Source organism: Plesiomonas sp. ISS29 (assembly GCF_056522795.1).
Genome location: NZ_JAWRZQ010000001.1, coordinates 944,989 through 963,242 on the forward strand (window position 1 = coordinate 944,989; position 18,254 = coordinate 963,242).

The following is an 18,254-nucleotide window of genomic DNA, read 5'->3' on the forward strand; positions in this document are numbered from 1 at the left end:
CCGTAGTGTTGTTAATTTTATGACAGACGGCGGATAGCCGCGTGTAACGCAAACTCGTACCCATCAGCGCCTAAACCGCAAATCACACCGACTGCGATATCAGACAAATAAGAGTGATGCCGGAACGGTTCACGTGCATGTACGTTGGACAAGTGGATCTCAATAAATGGGATCGCAACACCGAGCAGTGCATCGCGCAGAGCAACGCTGGTGTGTGTGAATGCCGCCGGATTGATCAGAATAAAGTCTTGCTCACCGAGTGCCTGATGGATCTGCTCTATCAGTGCCGCTTCAGAGTTTGACTGAAAGTGGGTGAGCTGGACATTCGCCTGTGCCGCTATGCCGCTTACGTGTTCGACAATCTGTGCAAGCGTGCGCGAACCGTAGTGCGTAGGCTCCCGTAATCCTAGTAAATTAAGGTTTGGGCCATTTAAGAGCAATATACGACGATGTTGCGCCATTATGCTGACTTCTCCGGCAAACATGCTGTGATAAAACAAAATACGCTGATTTACGTGGATATACCAGATTAGACGTGTAAGTACACGTCTAAGTCGTGAGTAATGTGAACATTATAATGATATCGGCTCAATTGGCAGCAAAATACTGGTCTTATCAGCGAAGATGCTCTGATAATAACTAGAGCTATAACTCTAATTTTGCGCTTTTAGCTTACCTGTCAGTACGCATTTTCGGGGAGAAATTAACGCCTGAGCGTGGCCGGTTTACGCTGCCATGTACGTTTAACTCGCCACAATAGCAGCAGTGCGGCGATCAGTAGGTAGATAACGGGGCGCGGTGAAAGTACTTTGACCGACCATAAATAGTGAATGGGTGCGGCAATGGCCACCAGATATACCCCAAAGTGTAGCTGTTGCCAGCGGCGGCCAAGGCGAATTTGGGATAATCGGTTTGAGGTTATGGCCAGCAGCAGTAATACGAGCCAACTGACTGAACCGAGCACAAGGTAAGGGCGTTTGATGATTTCGCTAGCAAATAACGGTAGATCCCAGCCAAGCTCCAGAGCGCCATAGGCCAGTAAATGCAAACTGGCCCATGCAAAGCACCATAAACCCAGCATTCGGCGTAACCGTAGCAGAAGTGGTGCATGTAACAGAGCGGCTAGCGGTGAAATTAGCAGCGTCAGATAGAGCATCTCCAGCGCTGAACGGCCGATACCGTGCAACAGGCCTTTGACCGGATCAGCCCCCAGTAACCCGTGGCTGAGCTGATAATAGAGCCAGCCGATAACCAGCAGGTTATAGCCATGCAACGCCAGCTTTAGGCCGCTAATCTGCACCGGTTTGAGTTTTAGCCGCCATTCCATCAGAAGTTTTTCCGTAAATCGAGGCCCTGATACAGCCCTTCAACCTGTTCGGCATAACCGTTAAAAGGCAAGGTAGGCTGGCGTTTGATATCCAACAATCCGCCGCTGCCGATCACCCGCTCACTGCCCTGCGACCAGCGTGGGTGATCAACGGCCGGATTGACGTTGGCATAAAAACCATACTCTTGTGGCGCAATTTGACTCCATGTGGTGGGGGGCTGTTTTTCGAGTAACCGGATATGCACAATCGATTTAATACTTTTAAAGCCATATTTCCACGGAACAACCAGCCGGATTGGTGCGCCATTTTGCGGCGGCAACGTTGAACCATACAAACCGACTGCCAGCATGGTCAGCGGGTGCATCGCCTCATCGATCCGCAAGCCTTCTACATAGGGGTAATCAATGTTGCCGCCGATACCGGCATTAGCCTGCCCTGGCATCTGTGCAGGGTCATATAAGGTCTGAAATGCAACATACTTGGCACGGCTGGTGGGTTGTACCGCCCGCAACAGCGCGCCAAGTTCAAAGCCTATCCACGGGATCACCATTGACCACGCTTCGACACAGCGCAGGCGGTAAATTCGCTCTTGTAGTGGGAAGAGCGTCAGCAGATCGTTGCTATCGAATATCCGTGGTTTTTCCACTTCGCCGTCAATTTTCAGCTGCCACGGTGTGGTGACTAGTTGCTGGGCATTGGCCTGCGGTGCGGCCTTATCCAGCCCAAACTCATAGAAATTGTTATAGCCAATGACTTTAGCTTCCGGTGTCAGCGCTAGTGCGCTCTGATACTCGGCAGGTTGGCTAAAGTTTAGTGCCGATCGTGTGGCAGTTGTGGGCGCTGATGCCGGTTTATCCGCGAAAATATCCAGCAAAGAGGCCTGTGCGCTGATTGGCAAGCTTAGCGCGGTGGTGGTGATCCCCAGCGCTTTTAACACATCGCGGCGCGAATAGTAGAGGTGCTCGGGAGTGACATGCTGCTCGGTCAGGTGATCGGGGGCAATACGGCGGATCAGCATAACAAATCTCCGGTTAACGTAAGGGTAAGCCAACAGGTGCGGGCTATGCCAATCAGCAAATACGCACTGTACGTGCGGGTAGTTGCCGTGATGCAGATAAATTAACCGTTTTAATGTGCGAAGGTAAAGTTATTGTAGGCGTTGTTTAGTGATTTTGTTTTAAATAAGTTACCAATAAATAATTAATAAAGCGTATTAATTTTGGAAAGGATACAAACAAAAGAAAAAAGCTTATTCACGGCAGGCAATAACTTTTCCGTGTTGGCTGAAAATTAGAGAAGAGACACGATCAGAGAAATAAACAATAAAAGGGATAAGAGAAAAAAGATAAAAAAAACGGAGGCAAATGGCCTCCGATAAAATCAAACTGACTTAATTGCTGATAATTGTAAATCGTTGCAGATCAGATATCGTTGATATAGCGCAATATATTCTGACAATATTGTATTAATGGCCGATAAATATAAAACAATGTGTTTTTTTTATTGCGGAGTATCGGCCTCCGTATTATTGGCAATATTAACCAACACACGGCCGGTAACCTGATTTGCCAAGAGCCGAGCGGCATATTCAGGCGCTTGTTCAAGCGTAATTTCATGGGCTACCTGCGGGTAAAATGTACGTGGCAGCAGGGTTGCTAAACGATCCCATGCCTCAATGCGCTGTGCATAAGGTGCACTGACAGAATCAACTCCCTGTAAACGCACGTTGCGCAGAATAAACGGCATCACCGAGGTTGGTAAATCAGCGCCACCTGCCAGTCCACAGGCCGCGACGGTTGCACCGTATTGCATTTGTGCCAGCATACTGGCGAGCGTTTGCGAGCCGACCGTATCAATCGCACCTGCCCAGCACTGCTTTTCCAGCGGGCGTGATACCGCACTCAATGTTTCACGCGCAATAACCCGATGTGCGCCGAGCGCTTGCAGGTAAGCGTGGTTATCAGCGCGGCCAGTCACCGCAACTACCTTGTAGCCCAGCAGGCTTAATAGCTGCACTGCCACGCTGCCAACTCCTCCGCTCGCACCGGTAACCAGTATCTCACCCTGCTCAGGTGTGATGCCGCCTTGCTCCAGCGCCATCACACACAGCATTGCGGTCAGCCCGGCAGTGCCGATAATCATGGCATCACGCCCGCTCAGCGCCCTGTGCAAGGGGACAAGCCAGTCGGCGTTAACACGTGCCTGCTCGGCCATCCCGCCAAAGTGCTGCTCGCCAACGCCCCATCCGGTCAGCACCACCTGATCACCTACCTGATAACGTGCATCAGCCGAACTGATCACTGTACCCGCAAAATCAATACCGGGGATCATCGGGAATTGGCGAATAATTTTCCCGCTTCCGGTAATAGCCAGCGCATCTTTATAGTTCAGGGAAGACCATTGAACCTGCACGGTCACTCCCTGTTCAGGTAAGAAGGTACTATCAACCTCAGTGACTGTAGCTTGCGTGCATTGCTGGTGCTGCTCAAGAATAAGGGCTTTCATGCGGAGGACTCTCTTGGTAGGGAAAACAGTGATCACTGTATAATTCAATAACAATGAATGGCAAATTTATGCATAAAAAAGCCTAATTTTGCGAAATTAAAAGAAGTCTCATTTCGGTTGCCGGTAAACCTAGAGAAAAACCGTTATTTACTGCACAATAATAACAATACGGATCGTGCTGTAACGGGGGATGCCCGTTATGTGTTATTCGCTCTCTTTTGATGCAGCTTTACATCTAGCTTGCTAAAAGCGGGCAACGGCCGCAATAACATGCGCCCACACAACTACTATGGAAGAACAAGGATGCGTTTTACCACTCGGTTTGTGGCATTTGTTACCTCATTTGTCGGTTTAGCCGTAGTTGTTATGCTAATTGGCGGCACTATCGGTTTTCGGCAACTGGCCGAAGATCAGATAACCCATCGCTGGCAAACCGTGGTCACGGTCGTGGATCAGAAGACCCACGAGCATGGGCCTGCTGATCTTAAAAACTGGCTGCCGCCAATTTTGCTGGCAGCACAAGTTCGCTCATTGGTCATCACTGACGGAAAAAACGTGGTGTATCAATATGATGGTAAAAATCTCCAGCACCTGCCGAATGATCTGCTGGTGCACTACAGCTACCCTTTGCTGCTTGAACCGGGTTTAACTGTCAATATTACTGCCGCCGATCCGCTGGTGGATTACACCTATTCAATGGTGTCGATGTCATCTATCTCACTGGCTGCGGGGTTGGTGTTGATTGGCCTTATCTTGGGGTTAAACTGGCTGCGCGAACAGCTGATTGGCGCTGAAATACTTGAAGACCGGGCAAGGCTAATTCTTAATAAAGGGATCGAAGATATTCCGCAACGGGATCAGCGTGAATGGCCGCAATCGGCGAGTATTGTCCTCGACAGGCTGATGGTTGAGTTGCAAGATGCCCGTCAAGAGCGTAGCCGTTTCGATACCTTTATTCGCTCGCACACCTTTTTAGATCAGCTTACCGGCGTATCTAACCGCATGTTTTTTGATAATCAGCTCTCGGCCTTATTGGATGAGCCTGACAGTCAGGGCAGTGTGATGGTAGTGCGCTTGGCTGATATTGATGTATTGCGCCAAGATTTGAGCGATAAAGTGGCTGATACCCTGATTCAAGATTTGGTTGCTCAACTTTCTACTTTTGTACTGCGCATTCCGAACGGATTATTAGCCCGTTACTTTGACGGCGATTTTGCCGCTATTTTACCGCAGCAAAATATCAAAGAGGCAGGGCAGTTAGCCGAACAGATGCTAAAAATGGTACAGCAACTGCCTTTACCACACGGCGTGTATGCGGATGCGTTTTTATTTATCGGTATTGTCGGTTTCCATCAGGGTGACATTTTAGAGAACGTGATGGATGAAGCAGAGATGGCCGTGCGTTCAGCCTCTTTGCAGGGAACTAATAGCTGGTTTGCCAGCAGTAAGTCAGCGGCTGATGATCAGCCAAGCCGTGGCTCAGTTCGCTGGCGAACCTTATTGGAAAACGCGCTATCACAGCATGCGCTGCATCCGTTTACCCAAACTATATTTACCCGTGACGGCACGTCAGAACAAGTTGAGTTGTTTGCCCGTATTCGTGATGAGCAGGGAAATTGGCTGCGTTTGGTTGAATTTATGCCAATGGTCAAGCAGTTAGGGTTAGCTGAGCGATTTGATCGTGAAATTATGTTGATGGCTATCCAATTGCTCGCCAAAATACCCGCGCATGAAGGCGTCGCTGTCAGCCTGACAGTTGATGCGTTGCTGCGAAAATCGTTCCAGTATTGGCTGCGTGATCTGCTGATGCAACAACCGAGAGAGATCAGACAACGATTATTTTTGGAACTTGCAGAGGCTGATTTGTGTCAACATATCGACAGATTACGTGTTCCGGCCCGTTTTCTAAAAGGTATGGACTGTAAGCTTGTTATTAACCAAGCAGGTTTAACGGTGGTTAATACGTTTTATATTAAGCTTTTGCAGATTGATATTATTAAATTACACCCAAGTCTGGTGCATAATATTCATCAAAGACCTGAGAACCAGTTATTTGTTCGCAGCTTAATTGGTGCATGTGCAGGAACATCGGCACGATTATACGCCGTGGGTGTACAATCTACACAAGAGTGGGCAAACTTACGTAAGTTGGGTGTTTATGCGGGGCAAGGGCTGTTATTCTCACCGGTTAAACCGGTGGTCGAACGCAGCTTATTACCGTTTCGCCGACATCAGCCCTGACAATGCTGAGTAATCACAATAGTGGTTAGTTACTGCATTGTTATTGAGCGGTTATTAAAATGATGCATGCACATTGCCTAAGTAGCGTTGCTTACATCAGCCGGTACTTGGTACTGGTAGAAATAGTGAAATAGTTAAATAAATATGATTGGTGAGGATGACCGCATTATTCTCATCGGAATTGCGTGATCAGCCCCCTGTAGTCTTGAGCAGCTCAGTGGTGGTTGGTAGAGTAGCCCGAATTTTCCGGGTAGAGTTTTCAGGATTGGCCGTTAGTTATGTTTAAAAAGTTTCGTGGCATGTTTTCTAATGACTTGTCCATTGATTTGGGAACCGCAAACACCCTGATCTATGTGAAAGGACAAGGCATTGTATTGAATGAACCATCGGTGGTTGCGATCCGCCAAGATCGTTCTGGTTCAGCTAAAAGCGTAGCAGCGGTCGGGCATGAGGCCAAACAAATGTTGGGCCGTACGCCTGGCAATATTGCGGCTATCCGTCCGATGAAAGATGGTGTTATTGCAGATTTCTTCGTTACCGAGAAAATGCTGCAACACTTCATCAAGCAAGTGCACAGCAACAGCATGATGCGTCCAAGCCCGCGAGTGCTGGTATGTGTGCCTGTTGGTGCAACCCAAGTTGAGCGTCGTGCTATTCGTGAATCTGCATTAGGTGCTGGTGCGCGTGAAGTCTTCTTGATTGAAGAGCCAATGGCCGCTGCAATTGGTGCCGGTTTACCGGTATCAGAAGCAACCGGATCAATGGTTATCGATATCGGTGGTGGTACCACTGAAGTGGCGGTGATCTCGCTGAATGGTGTGGTGTACTCCTCTTCCGTACGCATTGGTGGTGATCGTTTTGATGAAGCCATTATCAATTATGTGCGTCGTAACTACGGCTCGTTGATTGGTGAAGCAACGGCAGAGCGCATCAAGCATGAAATCGGCTCGGCATATCCGGGTGATGAAGTGCTAGAGATTGAAGTGCGTGGCCGTAATCTGGCAGAAGGTGTACCGCGCAGCTTTACACTGAACTCCAATGAGATCCTCGAAGCGCTGCAAGAGCCGCTGAGTGGTATTGTTTCTGCGGTGATGGTTGCTCTAGAGCAGTGCCCGCCAGAGCTAGCGTCGGATATCTCTGAACGCGGAATGGTGCTGACTGGTGGTGGTGCGTTATTGCGTAATTTAGAGCGTTTGCTGACCGAAGAGACCGGGATTCCGGTTGTGGTAGCAGAAGATCCGCTGACCTGTGTGGCACGCGGTGGCGGTAAAGCGTTAGAAATGATCGATATGCATGGCGGCGATCTGTTTAGCGAAGACTAAGCCGAGTTATCGGGTGGCAAGTGATTTGCCACCCTCTGCATACCGAGGGTTAACACAACATCATGAAACCGATTTTTGGTCGGGGTCCATCCCTACAGTTACGTCTTTTTCTTGCTATTATCGCCTCAATCAGTTTACTGATTATGGATAGCCGCGTGATCACCTTTAGCAGTGTGCGATCCTCATTAGACACGCTGGTCAGCCCGCTTCACTATCTTGCCAATTCGCCACGTCAACTGCTTGATAACCTATCTGAGCGTTTAGAGACGAAAGACCGTCTGATCCTCGAAAATCGTGCATTGCATCAAGAGTTGCAGCGTAAAAACAGTGATCTGCTGATGCTTAGCCAGTTCAAGCATGAAAATAAACGCTTGCGCGAGCTGCTCGGCTCACCACTGCGTAGCGATGAGCGGAAAATGGTCACGCAGGTATTAACCGCCGATACCGATCCTTACAGCCATCAGGTGGTGATCGATAAAGGATCTGATCAGGGCGTGTATATCGGGCAACCGGTGATCAGTGATAAAGGTGTTGTTGGGCAGGTGATCTCAGTTGGTAAGATTTCTAGTCGTGTGTTGCTGATTTCTGATGCGACACATGCGATTCCCGTACAGGTTTTGCGCAACGATATCCGAGTGATTGCCAGCGGTACAGGGCGGCGCGATGAACTGCAACTTGAGCATATTCCAAGCTCTACTGATATCCGTGCCGGAGATATGCTGGTGACATCAGGGCTCGGCGGCCGTTTTCCAGAAGGCTATCCGGTAGGAATTATTAAATCATTTGAAGTTGACAGCCAAAATGCATTTGCCGTGGTGATTGCAACACCAACTGCACAGTTAGAACGTCTGCGTTACCTGTTGTTATTGTGGCCGAACAAGAGCGAAACGACACCGCCGCCAACGGCCGATGATGTCCGGGCGGCCGCGCGTGAACGCTTACCAGATATTTTGCCGCCGTTACCTACTCCGGCAACGGCAACCACTGATGCGCAGCCGATTAACCCAGTTGCCGCTTCGGCTGTGGGGGGGGCGGTAAATCCAGCCGCTACACCGGTTGTAACTCCGGCAGTTTCGCCGGTGAAAAAAACGCCGACACAGAAGAAGCCTGTGGAAAATACCCCATCAGCAACGGGCGCAAAACCAACGTCTTTGGCTCCGAGGAAAGTACAGTGAGTTTTTACCGTGCTCGTGGGCGAATTATTATCGCCTTTTCATTTTTAATTGCGCTGGTGTTGCAGATGATGCCGTGGCCACTGGAGCTTGATGCTCTTCGTCCTTCATGGCTGGCGTTAGTACTGGTCTACTGGGTTGTTGCGTTGCCGCATCGCGTAAATGTAGGCAGTGCATTTGTGGTTGGGCTGTTGTGGGATTTAGCTCAGGGCTCAACGTTGGGTGTGCATGCTTTGGCATTGTCACTGCTGGCCTATGTAGTGGCATTTAATTTTCAGCTACTACGTAATTTGGCGCTATGGCAACAGGCATTGGTGATCTTAATGTTATCCCTTGCCTGTAATTTGATTATTTTTTGGGCTGAGTTTTTGGTGTCGGCCGTACAATTTCGCCCTGAAATGTTATGGGGCAGTGTGGTTAGCGGTATTTTGTGGCCGTGGTTATTTTTACTGCTGCGTAAAGTACGCCGCCAGTGCAGCGTACGATAAGAGGTATTATGATTTACTTAGCATCAGGATCACCGCGCCGGCATGAATTATTGGCACTCTTGGCAGCAGAATTTACAATTTTGCGACCTGATGTTCCTGAAATTTATGACTTTTCTGAATCAGCGCAAGAATATGTGGTACGGTTAGCAAAAGATAAAGCGCTTGCAGGTGTGGCAATGGCTGCTGATGATTATCCGGTCATTGGTGCTGATACCATTGTAGTATTAGAGCAGCAGGTGCTTGAGAAACCGCGCGATAACGTACATGCTGCCACGATGTTACGTGCGTTATCGGGGAAGACACATCAGGTGATGACAGCGGTTGCCGTTGCCAACCGCCAGCAAATAGTTGACTGCTGTGTGGTGACTGATGTGACATTTCGCGCATTAACCGATGCAGAAATTGCGCACTATATTGCGTCAGGCGAACCGGCGGATAAAGCGGGCGCTTATGGCATTCAGGGATTAGGTGGGCGTTTTGTGGCTCACCTGTCAGGCAGTTACCATGCTGTGATGGGCTTACCCTTAATGGAAACCGATCAGTTGCTGGCCCGTTTTGACGTGAAGCGTTAACACTTAACGCCGTCATCATGCGAAACGGGAGCAAACAAGATAAGAGTTGAGGAATTACCATGACGGCTGAGCTATTAATTAACGTTACGCCAAGTGAAACCCGTATCGCGATGATAGAGGGCGGCGTATTACAAGAAGTTCATATTGAACGCGAAGCCAAACGTGGCATTGTCGGCAATATTTATAAAGGGAAAATCAGCCGCGTATTACCCGGTATGCAGGCTGCATTTGTTGATATCGGCCTAGATAAAGCGGCTTTTTTGCACGCTTCCGATATTGTTCCGCATACCGAGTGTGTGGCTGATAACGAGCAAAAGCAGTTTCGGGTTCGTGATATTTCCGAGCTGGTGCGTCAGGGGCAAGATCTGATGGTACAGGTGGTGAAAGACCCACTTGGCACGAAAGGTGCGCGCTTGACTACCGATATTACACTGCCTTCGCGCTATCTGGTTTTCATGCCGGGTGCCAGCCATGTTGGTGTTTCGCAGCGCATTGAAAGTGAAACCGAACGCGATCGCTTAAAATCGATTGTCAGCGCATATTGTGACGATCTGGGCGGGTTTATTATTCGCACTGCCGCTGAAGGTGTGGGTGCCGGTGAGCTGGAACAAGATGCCGCTTTTTTGCGCCGCCTGTGGAGTAAAGTGCTTGAGCGCAAAACCCGCTTGGGCAGCCGTAGTACCCTGTATGGTGAGTTAGCCATTGGCCAGCGTATTTTGCGTGATTTCGTGGGTACTGAGCTTGATCGTATTCGTGTTGATTCCCGTCAAACCTTTGATGTTCTGACTGAGTTTACCCGTGAATATGTGCCGCAGCTGACCGATAAGTTTGAGTTGTATAGCGGTCGTCAGCCGATATTTGATCTGTTTGATATCGAAAATGAGATCCAGCGGGTGCTTGATCGCAAAGTACAGCTCAAGTCAGGCGGCTACCTGATCATTGATCAGACCGAAGCAATGACAACTATTGATATCAACACCGGTGCATTTGTCGGCCATCGTAATCTCGAAGAGACTATCTTCAATACGAATGTTGAGGCAACTCAGGCGATTGCCCGTCAACTGCGCTTGCGCAATTTAGGCGGCATTATCATTATCGATTTTATCGATATGACCTGTGATGATCATCGTCGGCGGGTATTGAGCTCACTAGAGCTAGCTCTGAGTAAAGATCGGGTGAAGACCAATATTAACGGTTTTACCCAGCTTGGTCTGGTTGAGATGACGCGTAAACGCACCCGTGAAAGCTTAGAGCATGTACTGTGCGGTGAATGCCCGACCTGTCAGGGGCGCGGTACAGTGAAAACAGTCGACAGCGTTTGCTATGAGATCTTGCGTGAAATTGTACGCGTTCACCACGCTTATGATGCCGATAAATTTTTGGTATATACCTCAGCCGCTGTCGGAGAGGTGTTGCGTGGCGATGAGTTTCATGCGCTCGCAGAGTTGGAGTTATTCATCGGTAAACAGGTCAAGATCCAGACTGAGCCTTTGTATAATCAAGAACAATTTGATGTCGTCATGATGTGACGGAGCTTGCTGTGAAGCAACGAGCACGATCCACTCTCGGGTTATACACTGTTGCCGGTGTGGTAATCGTATTCGCCTTGTTACTCAGTGCGTTGCGTTTTTCCCTGCCATACATCAATCACTGGCGTGCGCCTATAGTGGCGCACTTACAGCAGGCAAGTAATCTGCCGCTGCAGATTGGCCAGCTTTCGGCTCGCTGGCAAGATGGTGGGCCACAGCTAGTGCTGGATAATATTACCCTTTCTACGCCCACGTTAAATGCCAATGTTGCCCAGATGATGCTGCAATTAAATGTGTGGCAATCACTCTGGAAGCAGCGCTGGCAATTTAATCAACTCACCTTTTCAAATGCCGATATCAACCTGAATGCTACTTTAGATGGCCGCACCTTTGAACAGCGCCAGCCTGCTGACGCGGCGCAACTGAAACGTATCGGTGATCTGGTGTTTGAGCAGTTGACCCGCTTTGATTTGCGTAACAGCCGGTTGGCTTTTTTAAGCCCAAATGGTGAGCGTATCCGTTTGGATGTTGAGCAGTTGCGCTGGTTAAACCGTAACACCCGCCATCAGGCTGAAGGGGTTATTGCGCTGCGCGGTGATGATCACACCTATGGTCGGCTTGATCTGCGGCTTGATTTGTATGATGGGAAGCGCCGACTCGCTCGCGGGCAAGTTTATCTGCAGGGTAAACAGTTAAATATCCAACCATGGCTGACGGAAAAACTCGAAACTGTTACCGGTTTGCGCTCGGCACAGGTCAGCACCTCGGTATGGTTAGATATTGCCGATAACGATCTTCAGCAGGGCGTTATTCAGCTCGATGAAGGTTTGAGCCGTTGGAGTGATGCCTCAGTGCAGCATACGCTGGGTTTTTCGCGTTTACAGATGAATATTCGCCGTGTCGGTGAGGTATTACAGGCACAGATCCCCGATTTGGCACTCAACTCTGATGGCATCCGTTGGCCATTAAGTTCACTCTCATTCTCACTCAGCCCAACACTGTTTACCCTGCAATCGGGTGCGCTTGATCTGGCGCGGATCACACCATTTTTGTCATTTATGTCGATGCTGAGTAAACCGACTGCGCAGGTGTTGCAGCAAATTTCCCCGCGCGGGCAGATAGATCAGGTACAACTGAGTCTGCCTCGGGAAAACGCTACACAGTTCAGCCCCGCACAGATCAGTGGCGATGTGCAGTTTAGCAATCTGGGTTGGCAGCAGTGGGGATCATGGCCGGGGATCAGTGCAGTATCAGGCCGCTGGCGTGGATCGATGGCAAGATCGCAGCTGCAACTCAATACTGAAAAGGCGCAATTTACCTATCCGGAACAGTTTCCCGAACCGATTACATTACTGAACAGTGCGCTAACGCTCGATCTGAAATCAGATACCGAAGGCTGGTCAATCTGGAGTACGCAGACTGACTTGCGGACTCCGTATTTGCAGCTAAACGGTCAATTTCGTCTGAACTGGCCGGATAAACAACCACCGTGGCTGAGTATTTTAGCCGGTATTAACTTAAACCAAGCCGCGCAAGCGTGGCGTTACTATCCGCATGCGTTGATGGGAAAAGCGCTAACTGAGTATTTAACCCCAACGCTAAAAGCGGGGCAGGTTAGCGGTGCTTCACTACTGTGGGCGGGTAATCCGCTGGAATTTCCCTACGAACAAAAAGAGGGCGTGTTTCAGGTAAAAGTACCGGTTCGTCAGGCCACTTTTGAGTTTGACCCGCATTGGCTGCCGCTCACGGATCTTAATTTAGATTTGCTGTTTGAAGATGACCGTTTGTTAATGAGCAGCCGCCATGCACACTTAGGGGCGGCTACGGCGACCAAAATTGAGGCGAGCATAGATCCACTGCACGCCGATTCGGTACTGAACATTGCCGCAAATGTGCAAGGTAATGCGCCGGATGTTCAGCATTACCTGACGGAATCTCCGCTTCGCGATTCTGTGGGTGCTGCGCTGTCAGAGCTTGAACTTACCGGCCCGGTAAAGGGGGAATTCACTCTGGCGATCCCGCTGACCGGTGAAGCGGCTGATGCCAAAGGCCAAGTCTGGTTGCCGGATAATCAATTACGCTTGAAATCACTGGATTTACCACTGAACTCCGTAAAAGGTGATTTCCGGTTTGATAACGGTACACTGACGAGTAGCCCTTTGACGGCTACGTTGTGGCAGCAACCGCTGAACTTAAGTTTTATCACTCAGCAGCAGAATAACCGTTATCAGATAGGCGTTGATTTAGCGGGAAACTGGGCTGCATCAGCATTGAATCTGCCTTATCCTTCTCCGGTGTGGTCAAAACTGGGCGGCCATTTACCGTGGACAGGCAAGGTCAGTGTCACTCTGCCAGAAGGTGGTGGAGCAGATTACCAAGTCAAACTGCAAGGCAGCACCAATCAGGTGCGTAGTGCATTACCGGCCCCGTTTGGCCCTGCGGCATGGCGTAAGGCAAGCTGGCAGGCTGATGCTACCGGCAATTTACAACAGCTGGCCATCAACGCGCGAATGGGTTCACTGGCCGCTTTTCAGGGGGAGTGGCGGCTGGATAAACATGCGGAATTGCGTAAGGCAAAAGTCACGCTCGGTCAGCCACGATCAACCGTAAACCCTGCGATCCGCACAGCACTGGTGGTGAATGTGCCTGAGATAGATGCTGATGGTTGGTTGCGCCTGTTAAATGTCAACCCTCTGAGTTCGGTGGATAAGCGCAAAAGCCTGAGCGCGCAGATACAGCCGCTTCTGCCGGAATATCTGCAAGTTGATGTGGCAACACTCAAACTGGCAGAGCAAAAGTGGGCAGATCTCTCTCTTAATGGGCAACAAAACGGTAAAGGGTATCGGTTAAATGCCTACGGGCAGCAGATCCGCGGGCACGCCATTATCAGTGCGCAAGCGCCGTGGTTACTGAATCTTTCATATTTTTATTTTGATCCTGAACCGATTGATCCTGAATTGAGCGGGAGTAGTACATCGGCAGCTGTTACGGCACAGAGCAGTACATCAGTATCCGATAATGTGGCGCATAAAGCCGCTTCAGCGATCAACTTTAGCCAGTGGCCGGCCGCCCAGTTGCGCTGTAATAACTGCTGGTTAAATCAGCGTTATTTTAAACAGATTCAGGCTGATATCACCCCCTCGGTACAGCAAATTATCCTGTCAAATGGCCTGATTGATACCGGTTTAGGTAAAGTGACACTCAACGGCCGCTGGAAGCGCGGTGCTGCGGGTAAAGAGTCAACTGAGCTGCAGGGGCGCTTACAAACCAACAGCTCTTCTGCCATGCTCGCGGCATGGGGCGTGGCGATCCCTTTGCGTGATACTCCGACCGATATCCGTGTCGACTTGCGTGCCGCAGGTGCGCCGTGGCAACTGGCACTGCCTTCACTTTCGGGCACGGTCGCCGTTAACATGCGTAAGGGGATGATTGCTGATGTTGGCGGCAAAGCTGGGCAAGTGTTGCGTTTAGTCAGCACTGACTCGCTGCTGCGCAAACTAAAACTTGATTTCAGTGATGCTTTCCAAGAGGGCTTTTTCTACGACAAGATAACCGGCAATGCGGTGATTAATCAGGGTATACTGAAAACCGATAACCTGTTGATTGACGGCCTACTGGCCGATATCGCACTGAAAGGGTCAGTCAACCTTGTGCAACGCACCATTAATATGGATGCCCTGATTGCGCCGGAACTCGGTGCCGGGCTTTCTGTTGCTACCGCGTTTGTGGTGAATCCAGTGGCTGGTATTGCGCTGTTCACCGCCTCACAGGTACTGTCGCCGTTGTGGAGCAAAATTTCGTTGTTGCGTTACCACATTGGCGGTAGCGTAGATAATCCGGTCATTAAAGAGACGCAGCGTATAGAAAAAGGAGATTTCTGATGGGAATACGCAAACCGAATATCGCCCTTTTACAATTATGCAGCGGTAATGATGTTCAGCTGAATCTGTTGCAAATTGAGGGGCAGCTAAAACAACTTGATGAGTCCGTAAAACTGGTGGTTCTGCCGGAAAATGCGCTGCTGTTTGCCGATGCCATTGCCTATCGCGGTAACGCAGAGAAGCAGGGGCAAGGCCGTTTACAGCAAACATTGGCGACGCTGGCACAGCGTTACAATAAATGGTTGCTGGTTGGCTCAATGCCGCTGTATCAGGCCGAGCATACCCATCATCTGACCAGCAGCACCTTGCTGTTTGATAACCTTGGCCACATTCAGGCACGGTATGACAAAATCCATCTATTTGATGTAGAAGTTGCCGATCAACAGGGGCATTACAGTGAATCTGACGTGTATCAGCATGGTCAGCAGGTCGTGGTGGTTGATTCACCGGTGGGTAAACTGGGGTTATCTATCTGCTATGATTTACGCTTTCCGGGGCTGTATCAACGCCTGAGGGAGCAAGGTGCCGAGATTTTAGTGATCCCGTCAGCCTTTACTACAGTGACTGGTGAAGCGCACTGGGAAGTATTACTGCGTGCGCGGGCAATTGAAAATCAGTGCTGGGTACTGGCTGCAGCCCAAGTTGGTGGGCACTCACCATCACGACACACTTGGGGTCATAGTATGGTTGTTGACCCGTGGGGGGCTATCGTTGCTGAGCAGCCTGAGCGTGTTGCTCCGTTGCAAGCGTGCGTTGATGTATCCCTGCTGCCGGTATTGCGCCGCCGTATGCCGGTTTATCAGCATAACCGTTTTCAAACCCAATTTCGGGATAGTAAAGATCAATGAAGTATCCCGTAAAAAATTAAAGAGTACATTCAATGAGCCTGAATACCGTCAGTGAGCAGTTACTATCACCTACTGGTCTGGAAATTAAAGATCTCGAATCAACACTAAGCCTGCTGGCGGAGCGTCACATTGACTATGCTGATCTCTATTTTCAGTCGAGCTACCACGAAGCTTGGGTGCTGGAAGACAGCATTATTAAAGATGCGTCGTACAACATTGATAAAGGTGTTGGCGTTCGTGCCGTTAGCGGTGAAAAAACGGGGTTTGCCTATGCCGACCAGATTACGCTAGCCAGTTTGCAGCAAAGTGCGCACGCCGCGCGTGGCATTGCCCAGCAAGCCGGTCGCGGCGCGGTGCAGCGTTTTGTACCGCAAAGCCATAGCGGCATCTACCTGCCGGTCAACCCGCTCGGCAGTTTAAGCCGTGAAGATAAAATAGCACTGCTACATTTGGTGGATAAAGCCGCCCGAGCTGAAGACCCGCGAGTTTGTGAAGTCAGCGCTAGCTTAACTGCAGTGTATGAAGAGGTCTTGGTTGCCGCCACCGACGGCACATTGGCCGCCGATATTCGCCCTCTGGTACGTTTGTCGGTCAGCGTATTGGTTGAACATGATGGCCAGCGCGAGCGTGGCTCCGCAGGCGGTGGTGCGCGTACCGGCTACAGCCACTTTATGGAGCAGGAAAACGGCGAAATGCGCGCAACGGCCTATGCAAAAGAGGCGGTACGTCAGGCGCTGGTCAACTTGCGTGCAACACCTGCGCCGGCCGGTACGATGCCGGTGGTACTTGGCGCTGGCTGGCCGGGTGTTCTGCTGCACGAAGCGGTCGGGCACGGCTTGGAAGGTGATTTTAACCGCAAAGAAGCCTCGGTATTTTCCGGCAGGATTGGTGAGCTGGTGGCATCACCGCTATGTACTATTGTGGATGACGGCACGCTGGCCCACCGCAGAGGATCAGTCAATATTGATGATGAAGGGGTTGCCGGACAGTACAATGTGCTGATTAAAGACGGTATTTTGCAAGGATATATGCAAGATAAGCTCAACGCCCGTTTAATGGGGGTTGCACCAACCGGAAATGGCCGTCGGGAGTCATACGCGCACCTGCCAATGCCACGGATGACCAACACTTACATGCTGGCCGGAGAGCACACCCCCGAGCAGATTATCAGCAGTGTCGAGTACGGTTTGTACGCGCCTAATTTTGGTGGCGGTCAGGTTGATATTACCTCCGGAAAATTTGTCTTCTCAGCTTCTGAAGCTTACCTGATTGAAAATGGGCAGATTACCCGCCCAGTTAAAGGGGCAACACTGGTTGGATCGGGTATTGAAGCGATGCAGCAAGTCTCGATGGTCGGTAATGATTTGAAACTCGATCAGGGTGTCGGCGTCTGTGGTAAAGAGGGGCAAAGCATGCCGGTTGGTGTAGGTCAGCCAACCCTGAAACTTGACTCGATGACCGTTGGTGGTACTGCCTAAGCACTCATCAGGCATTGCAGATTAAGATAAAACAGCGATCTGCACTGATAACACCTACAAAAAGAGCCAGCAGAGTGATCTGCTGGCTCTTTTTTACGGCAACCCGCATCCGGTTGTTGATCTCATCTGCTGCTGACGAGCTTTACGCCAACCGTCAACACTCTACCGGTTGGTAATGACTTACTTTCCACGCACTTTGGGTGCGTTGCTAGATATTAGTAGTCAGTCTCTGCGTCAGTCTCATCGAGATCCGCATTTTCTGGCAAGTCGCGCTGTTCAGCGAGCTCTTTTAAGTACTGGAAAATTTCACGGTAAGCTTTTGGTGGCTTATTTTCAGCGCGCTCTTTCACCGCACTGCGTACGAGGTTACGCAAATGCTGACGATCAGCGTGTGGGAAATCATTCAGTACCAGTTGCAGATCTGCATCACCATTTTCAATCAGGCGGTCGCGAATGTGTTCAAATTTATGGAACAGGGCAATTTGCTGGTTATGGCGGTTCTTCATTTTATCAAGTGCAGTAATGATCGGCTCTACATCACGTGAACGGAGCATCTTACCGATAAATTGAACCTGACGGCGCAACCCTTCTTTCTTGATTTTTTGTGCCAGTTCAATCTCAGCACGCAGCTCATCATCAAGCGGAATGCGGGTGAGTGCCTGACGACCCAGAGAGATAAGCTCCTGTCCCAACACTTTCAGCGCTTCTGCATCACGCTTGATTTCACTTTTACTGACCCAAATGATGTCATCATCATCATCATTTTTTTGCCAATCTTGCTCATTGCCGGGCTGCTTTTTCATGGTTGTACTCGCTACATCAAAGATAATAACCTGATTCTATCAGGTTAGTGCGACGGCTGCGAAATTGCTGAGTATTCCTGATATGCT

Annotated in this window: 14 protein-coding genes; 9 read left to right on the forward strand and 5 right to left on the reverse strand. The window is 50.0% G+C overall.

Annotated elements, in window-relative coordinates:
• Nucleotides 1–17: 17 nt before the first annotated feature.
• The 4 genes from aroQ to acuI form a co-directional block, all read right to left on the reverse strand.
• Complete coding sequence (gene aroQ, locus AC1HDJ_RS04225; protein ID WP_479533602.1) at nt 18–461, reverse strand: type II 3-dehydroquinate dehydratase; 444 nt, start codon at nt 459–461, stop codon at nt 18–20.
• A gap of 242 nt (nt 462–703) precedes the next feature.
• Nucleotides 704–1,327: a protein-methionine-sulfoxide reductase heme-binding subunit MsrQ gene (locus AC1HDJ_RS04230; protein WP_479533604.1), complete on the reverse strand. Its 624-nt coding sequence runs from the start codon at nt 1,325–1,327 to the stop codon at nt 704–706.
• Nucleotides 1,327–2,346 carry a protein-methionine-sulfoxide reductase catalytic subunit MsrP gene (msrP, locus tag AC1HDJ_RS04235; RefSeq protein ID WP_479533607.1) on the reverse strand — a complete coding sequence of 340 codons (1,020 nt, stop codon included), beginning with the start codon at nt 2,344–2,346 and terminating at the stop codon, nt 1,327–1,329. The genes AC1HDJ_RS04230 and msrP overlap by 1 nt, the downstream gene beginning before the upstream one ends.
• Before the next feature lie 482 nt (nt 2,347–2,828).
• Complete coding sequence (gene acuI / locus AC1HDJ_RS04240) at nt 2,829–3,833, reverse strand: acrylyl-CoA reductase (NADPH) (protein ID WP_479533609.1); 1,005 nt, start codon at nt 3,831–3,833, stop codon at nt 2,829–2,831.
• 303 nt (nt 3,834–4,136) lie between these two features.
• Between acuI and csrD the strand changes: the two genes are divergently transcribed.
• From csrD to tldD, 9 genes are all read left to right on the forward strand, one after another.
• Nucleotides 4,137–6,074 carry an RNase E specificity factor CsrD gene (gene csrD, locus AC1HDJ_RS04245; protein WP_479533611.1) on the forward strand — a complete coding sequence of 646 codons (1,938 nt, stop codon included), beginning with the start codon at nt 4,137–4,139 and terminating at the stop codon, nt 6,072–6,074.
• A gap of 278 nt (nt 6,075–6,352) precedes the next feature.
• Nucleotides 6,353–7,396: a rod shape-determining protein MreB gene (mreB, locus tag AC1HDJ_RS04250; RefSeq protein WP_438622246.1), complete on the forward strand. Its 1,044-nt coding sequence runs from the start codon at nt 6,353–6,355 to the stop codon at nt 7,394–7,396.
• Nucleotides 7,397–7,458: 62 nt separating this feature from the next.
• On the forward strand, nt 7,459–8,571 hold the full coding sequence (gene mreC / locus AC1HDJ_RS04255) for a rod shape-determining protein MreC (RefSeq protein WP_479533613.1): 1,113 nt from the start codon (nt 7,459–7,461) through the stop codon (nt 8,569–8,571).
• Entirely contained in the window at nt 8,568–9,056 is a 489-nt protein-coding gene (gene mreD, locus AC1HDJ_RS04260) for a rod shape-determining protein MreD (protein ID WP_479533615.1), read from the forward strand. Before mreC ends, mreD begins: the two co-directional genes overlap by 4 nt.
• Nucleotides 9,057–9,064: 8 nt before the next feature.
• A complete protein-coding gene (locus AC1HDJ_RS04265; RefSeq protein WP_479533617.1) occupies nt 9,065–9,628 on the forward strand; it encodes a Maf family protein in 564 nt (187 codons plus the stop codon).
• 59 nt (nt 9,629–9,687) lie between these two features.
• The gene (rng, locus tag AC1HDJ_RS04270) at nt 9,688–11,157 is read left to right on the forward strand and encodes a ribonuclease G (RefSeq protein ID WP_479533619.1); all 1,470 of its coding nucleotides are present in this window, start codon (nt 9,688–9,690) and stop codon (nt 11,155–11,157) included.
• 11 nt (nt 11,158–11,168) lie between these two features.
• Nucleotides 11,169–15,038, forward strand: a complete 3,870-nt coding sequence (locus AC1HDJ_RS04275) for a YhdP family protein (RefSeq protein WP_479533621.1) — start codon at nt 11,169–11,171, stop codon at nt 15,036–15,038.
• A 5-nt stretch (nt 15,039–15,043) separates the two neighbouring features.
• Complete coding sequence (locus tag AC1HDJ_RS04280; RefSeq protein WP_479536994.1) at nt 15,044–15,886, forward strand: carbon-nitrogen hydrolase family protein; 843 nt, start codon at nt 15,044–15,046, stop codon at nt 15,884–15,886.
• Nucleotides 15,887–15,918: 32 nt separating this feature from the next.
• A complete protein-coding gene (gene tldD, locus AC1HDJ_RS04285) occupies nt 15,919–17,364 on the forward strand; it encodes a metalloprotease TldD (protein ID WP_479533623.1) in 1,446 nt (481 codons plus the stop codon).
• Between the two features lie 215 nt (nt 17,365–17,579).
• On the opposite strand, the gene yjgA is transcribed toward tldD, so the two are convergent.
• Nucleotides 17,580–18,167, reverse strand: a complete 588-nt coding sequence (yjgA, locus tag AC1HDJ_RS04290) for a ribosome biogenesis factor YjgA (protein ID WP_479533625.1) — start codon at nt 18,165–18,167, stop codon at nt 17,580–17,582.
• Nucleotides 18,168–18,254 lie beyond the last annotated feature (87 nt).

Coding starts and splice junctions, on each gene's coding strand:
- AC1HDJ_RS04265 (WP_479533617.1), top strand. CDS start 9,065: ATGATTTACTTAGCATCAGGATCACCGCGCCGGCATGAATTATTGGCA.
- aroQ (WP_479533602.1), bottom strand. CDS start 461: ATGGCGCAACATCGTCGTATATTGCTCTTAAATGGCCCAAACCTTAAT.
- tldD (WP_479533623.1), top strand. CDS start 15,919: ATGAGCCTGAATACCGTCAGTGAGCAGTTACTATCACCTACTGGTCTG.
- msrP (WP_479533607.1), bottom strand. CDS start 2,346: ATGCTGATCCGCCGTATTGCCCCCGATCACCTGACCGAGCAGCATGTC.
- acuI (WP_479533609.1), bottom strand. CDS start 3,833: ATGAAAGCCCTTATTCTTGAGCAGCACCAGCAATGCACGCAAGCTACA.
- yjgA (WP_479533625.1), bottom strand. CDS start 18,167: ATGAAAAAGCAGCCCGGCAATGAGCAAGATTGGCAAAAAAATGATGAT.
- mreB (WP_438622246.1), top strand. CDS start 6,353: ATGTTTAAAAAGTTTCGTGGCATGTTTTCTAATGACTTGTCCATTGAT.
- AC1HDJ_RS04230 (WP_479533604.1), bottom strand. CDS start 1,327: ATGGAATGGCGGCTAAAACTCAAACCGGTGCAGATTAGCGGCCTAAAG.
- rng (WP_479533619.1), top strand. CDS start 9,688: ATGACGGCTGAGCTATTAATTAACGTTACGCCAAGTGAAACCCGTATC.
- csrD (WP_479533611.1), top strand. CDS start 4,137: ATGCGTTTTACCACTCGGTTTGTGGCATTTGTTACCTCATTTGTCGGT.
- mreC (WP_479533613.1), top strand. CDS start 7,459: ATGAAACCGATTTTTGGTCGGGGTCCATCCCTACAGTTACGTCTTTTT.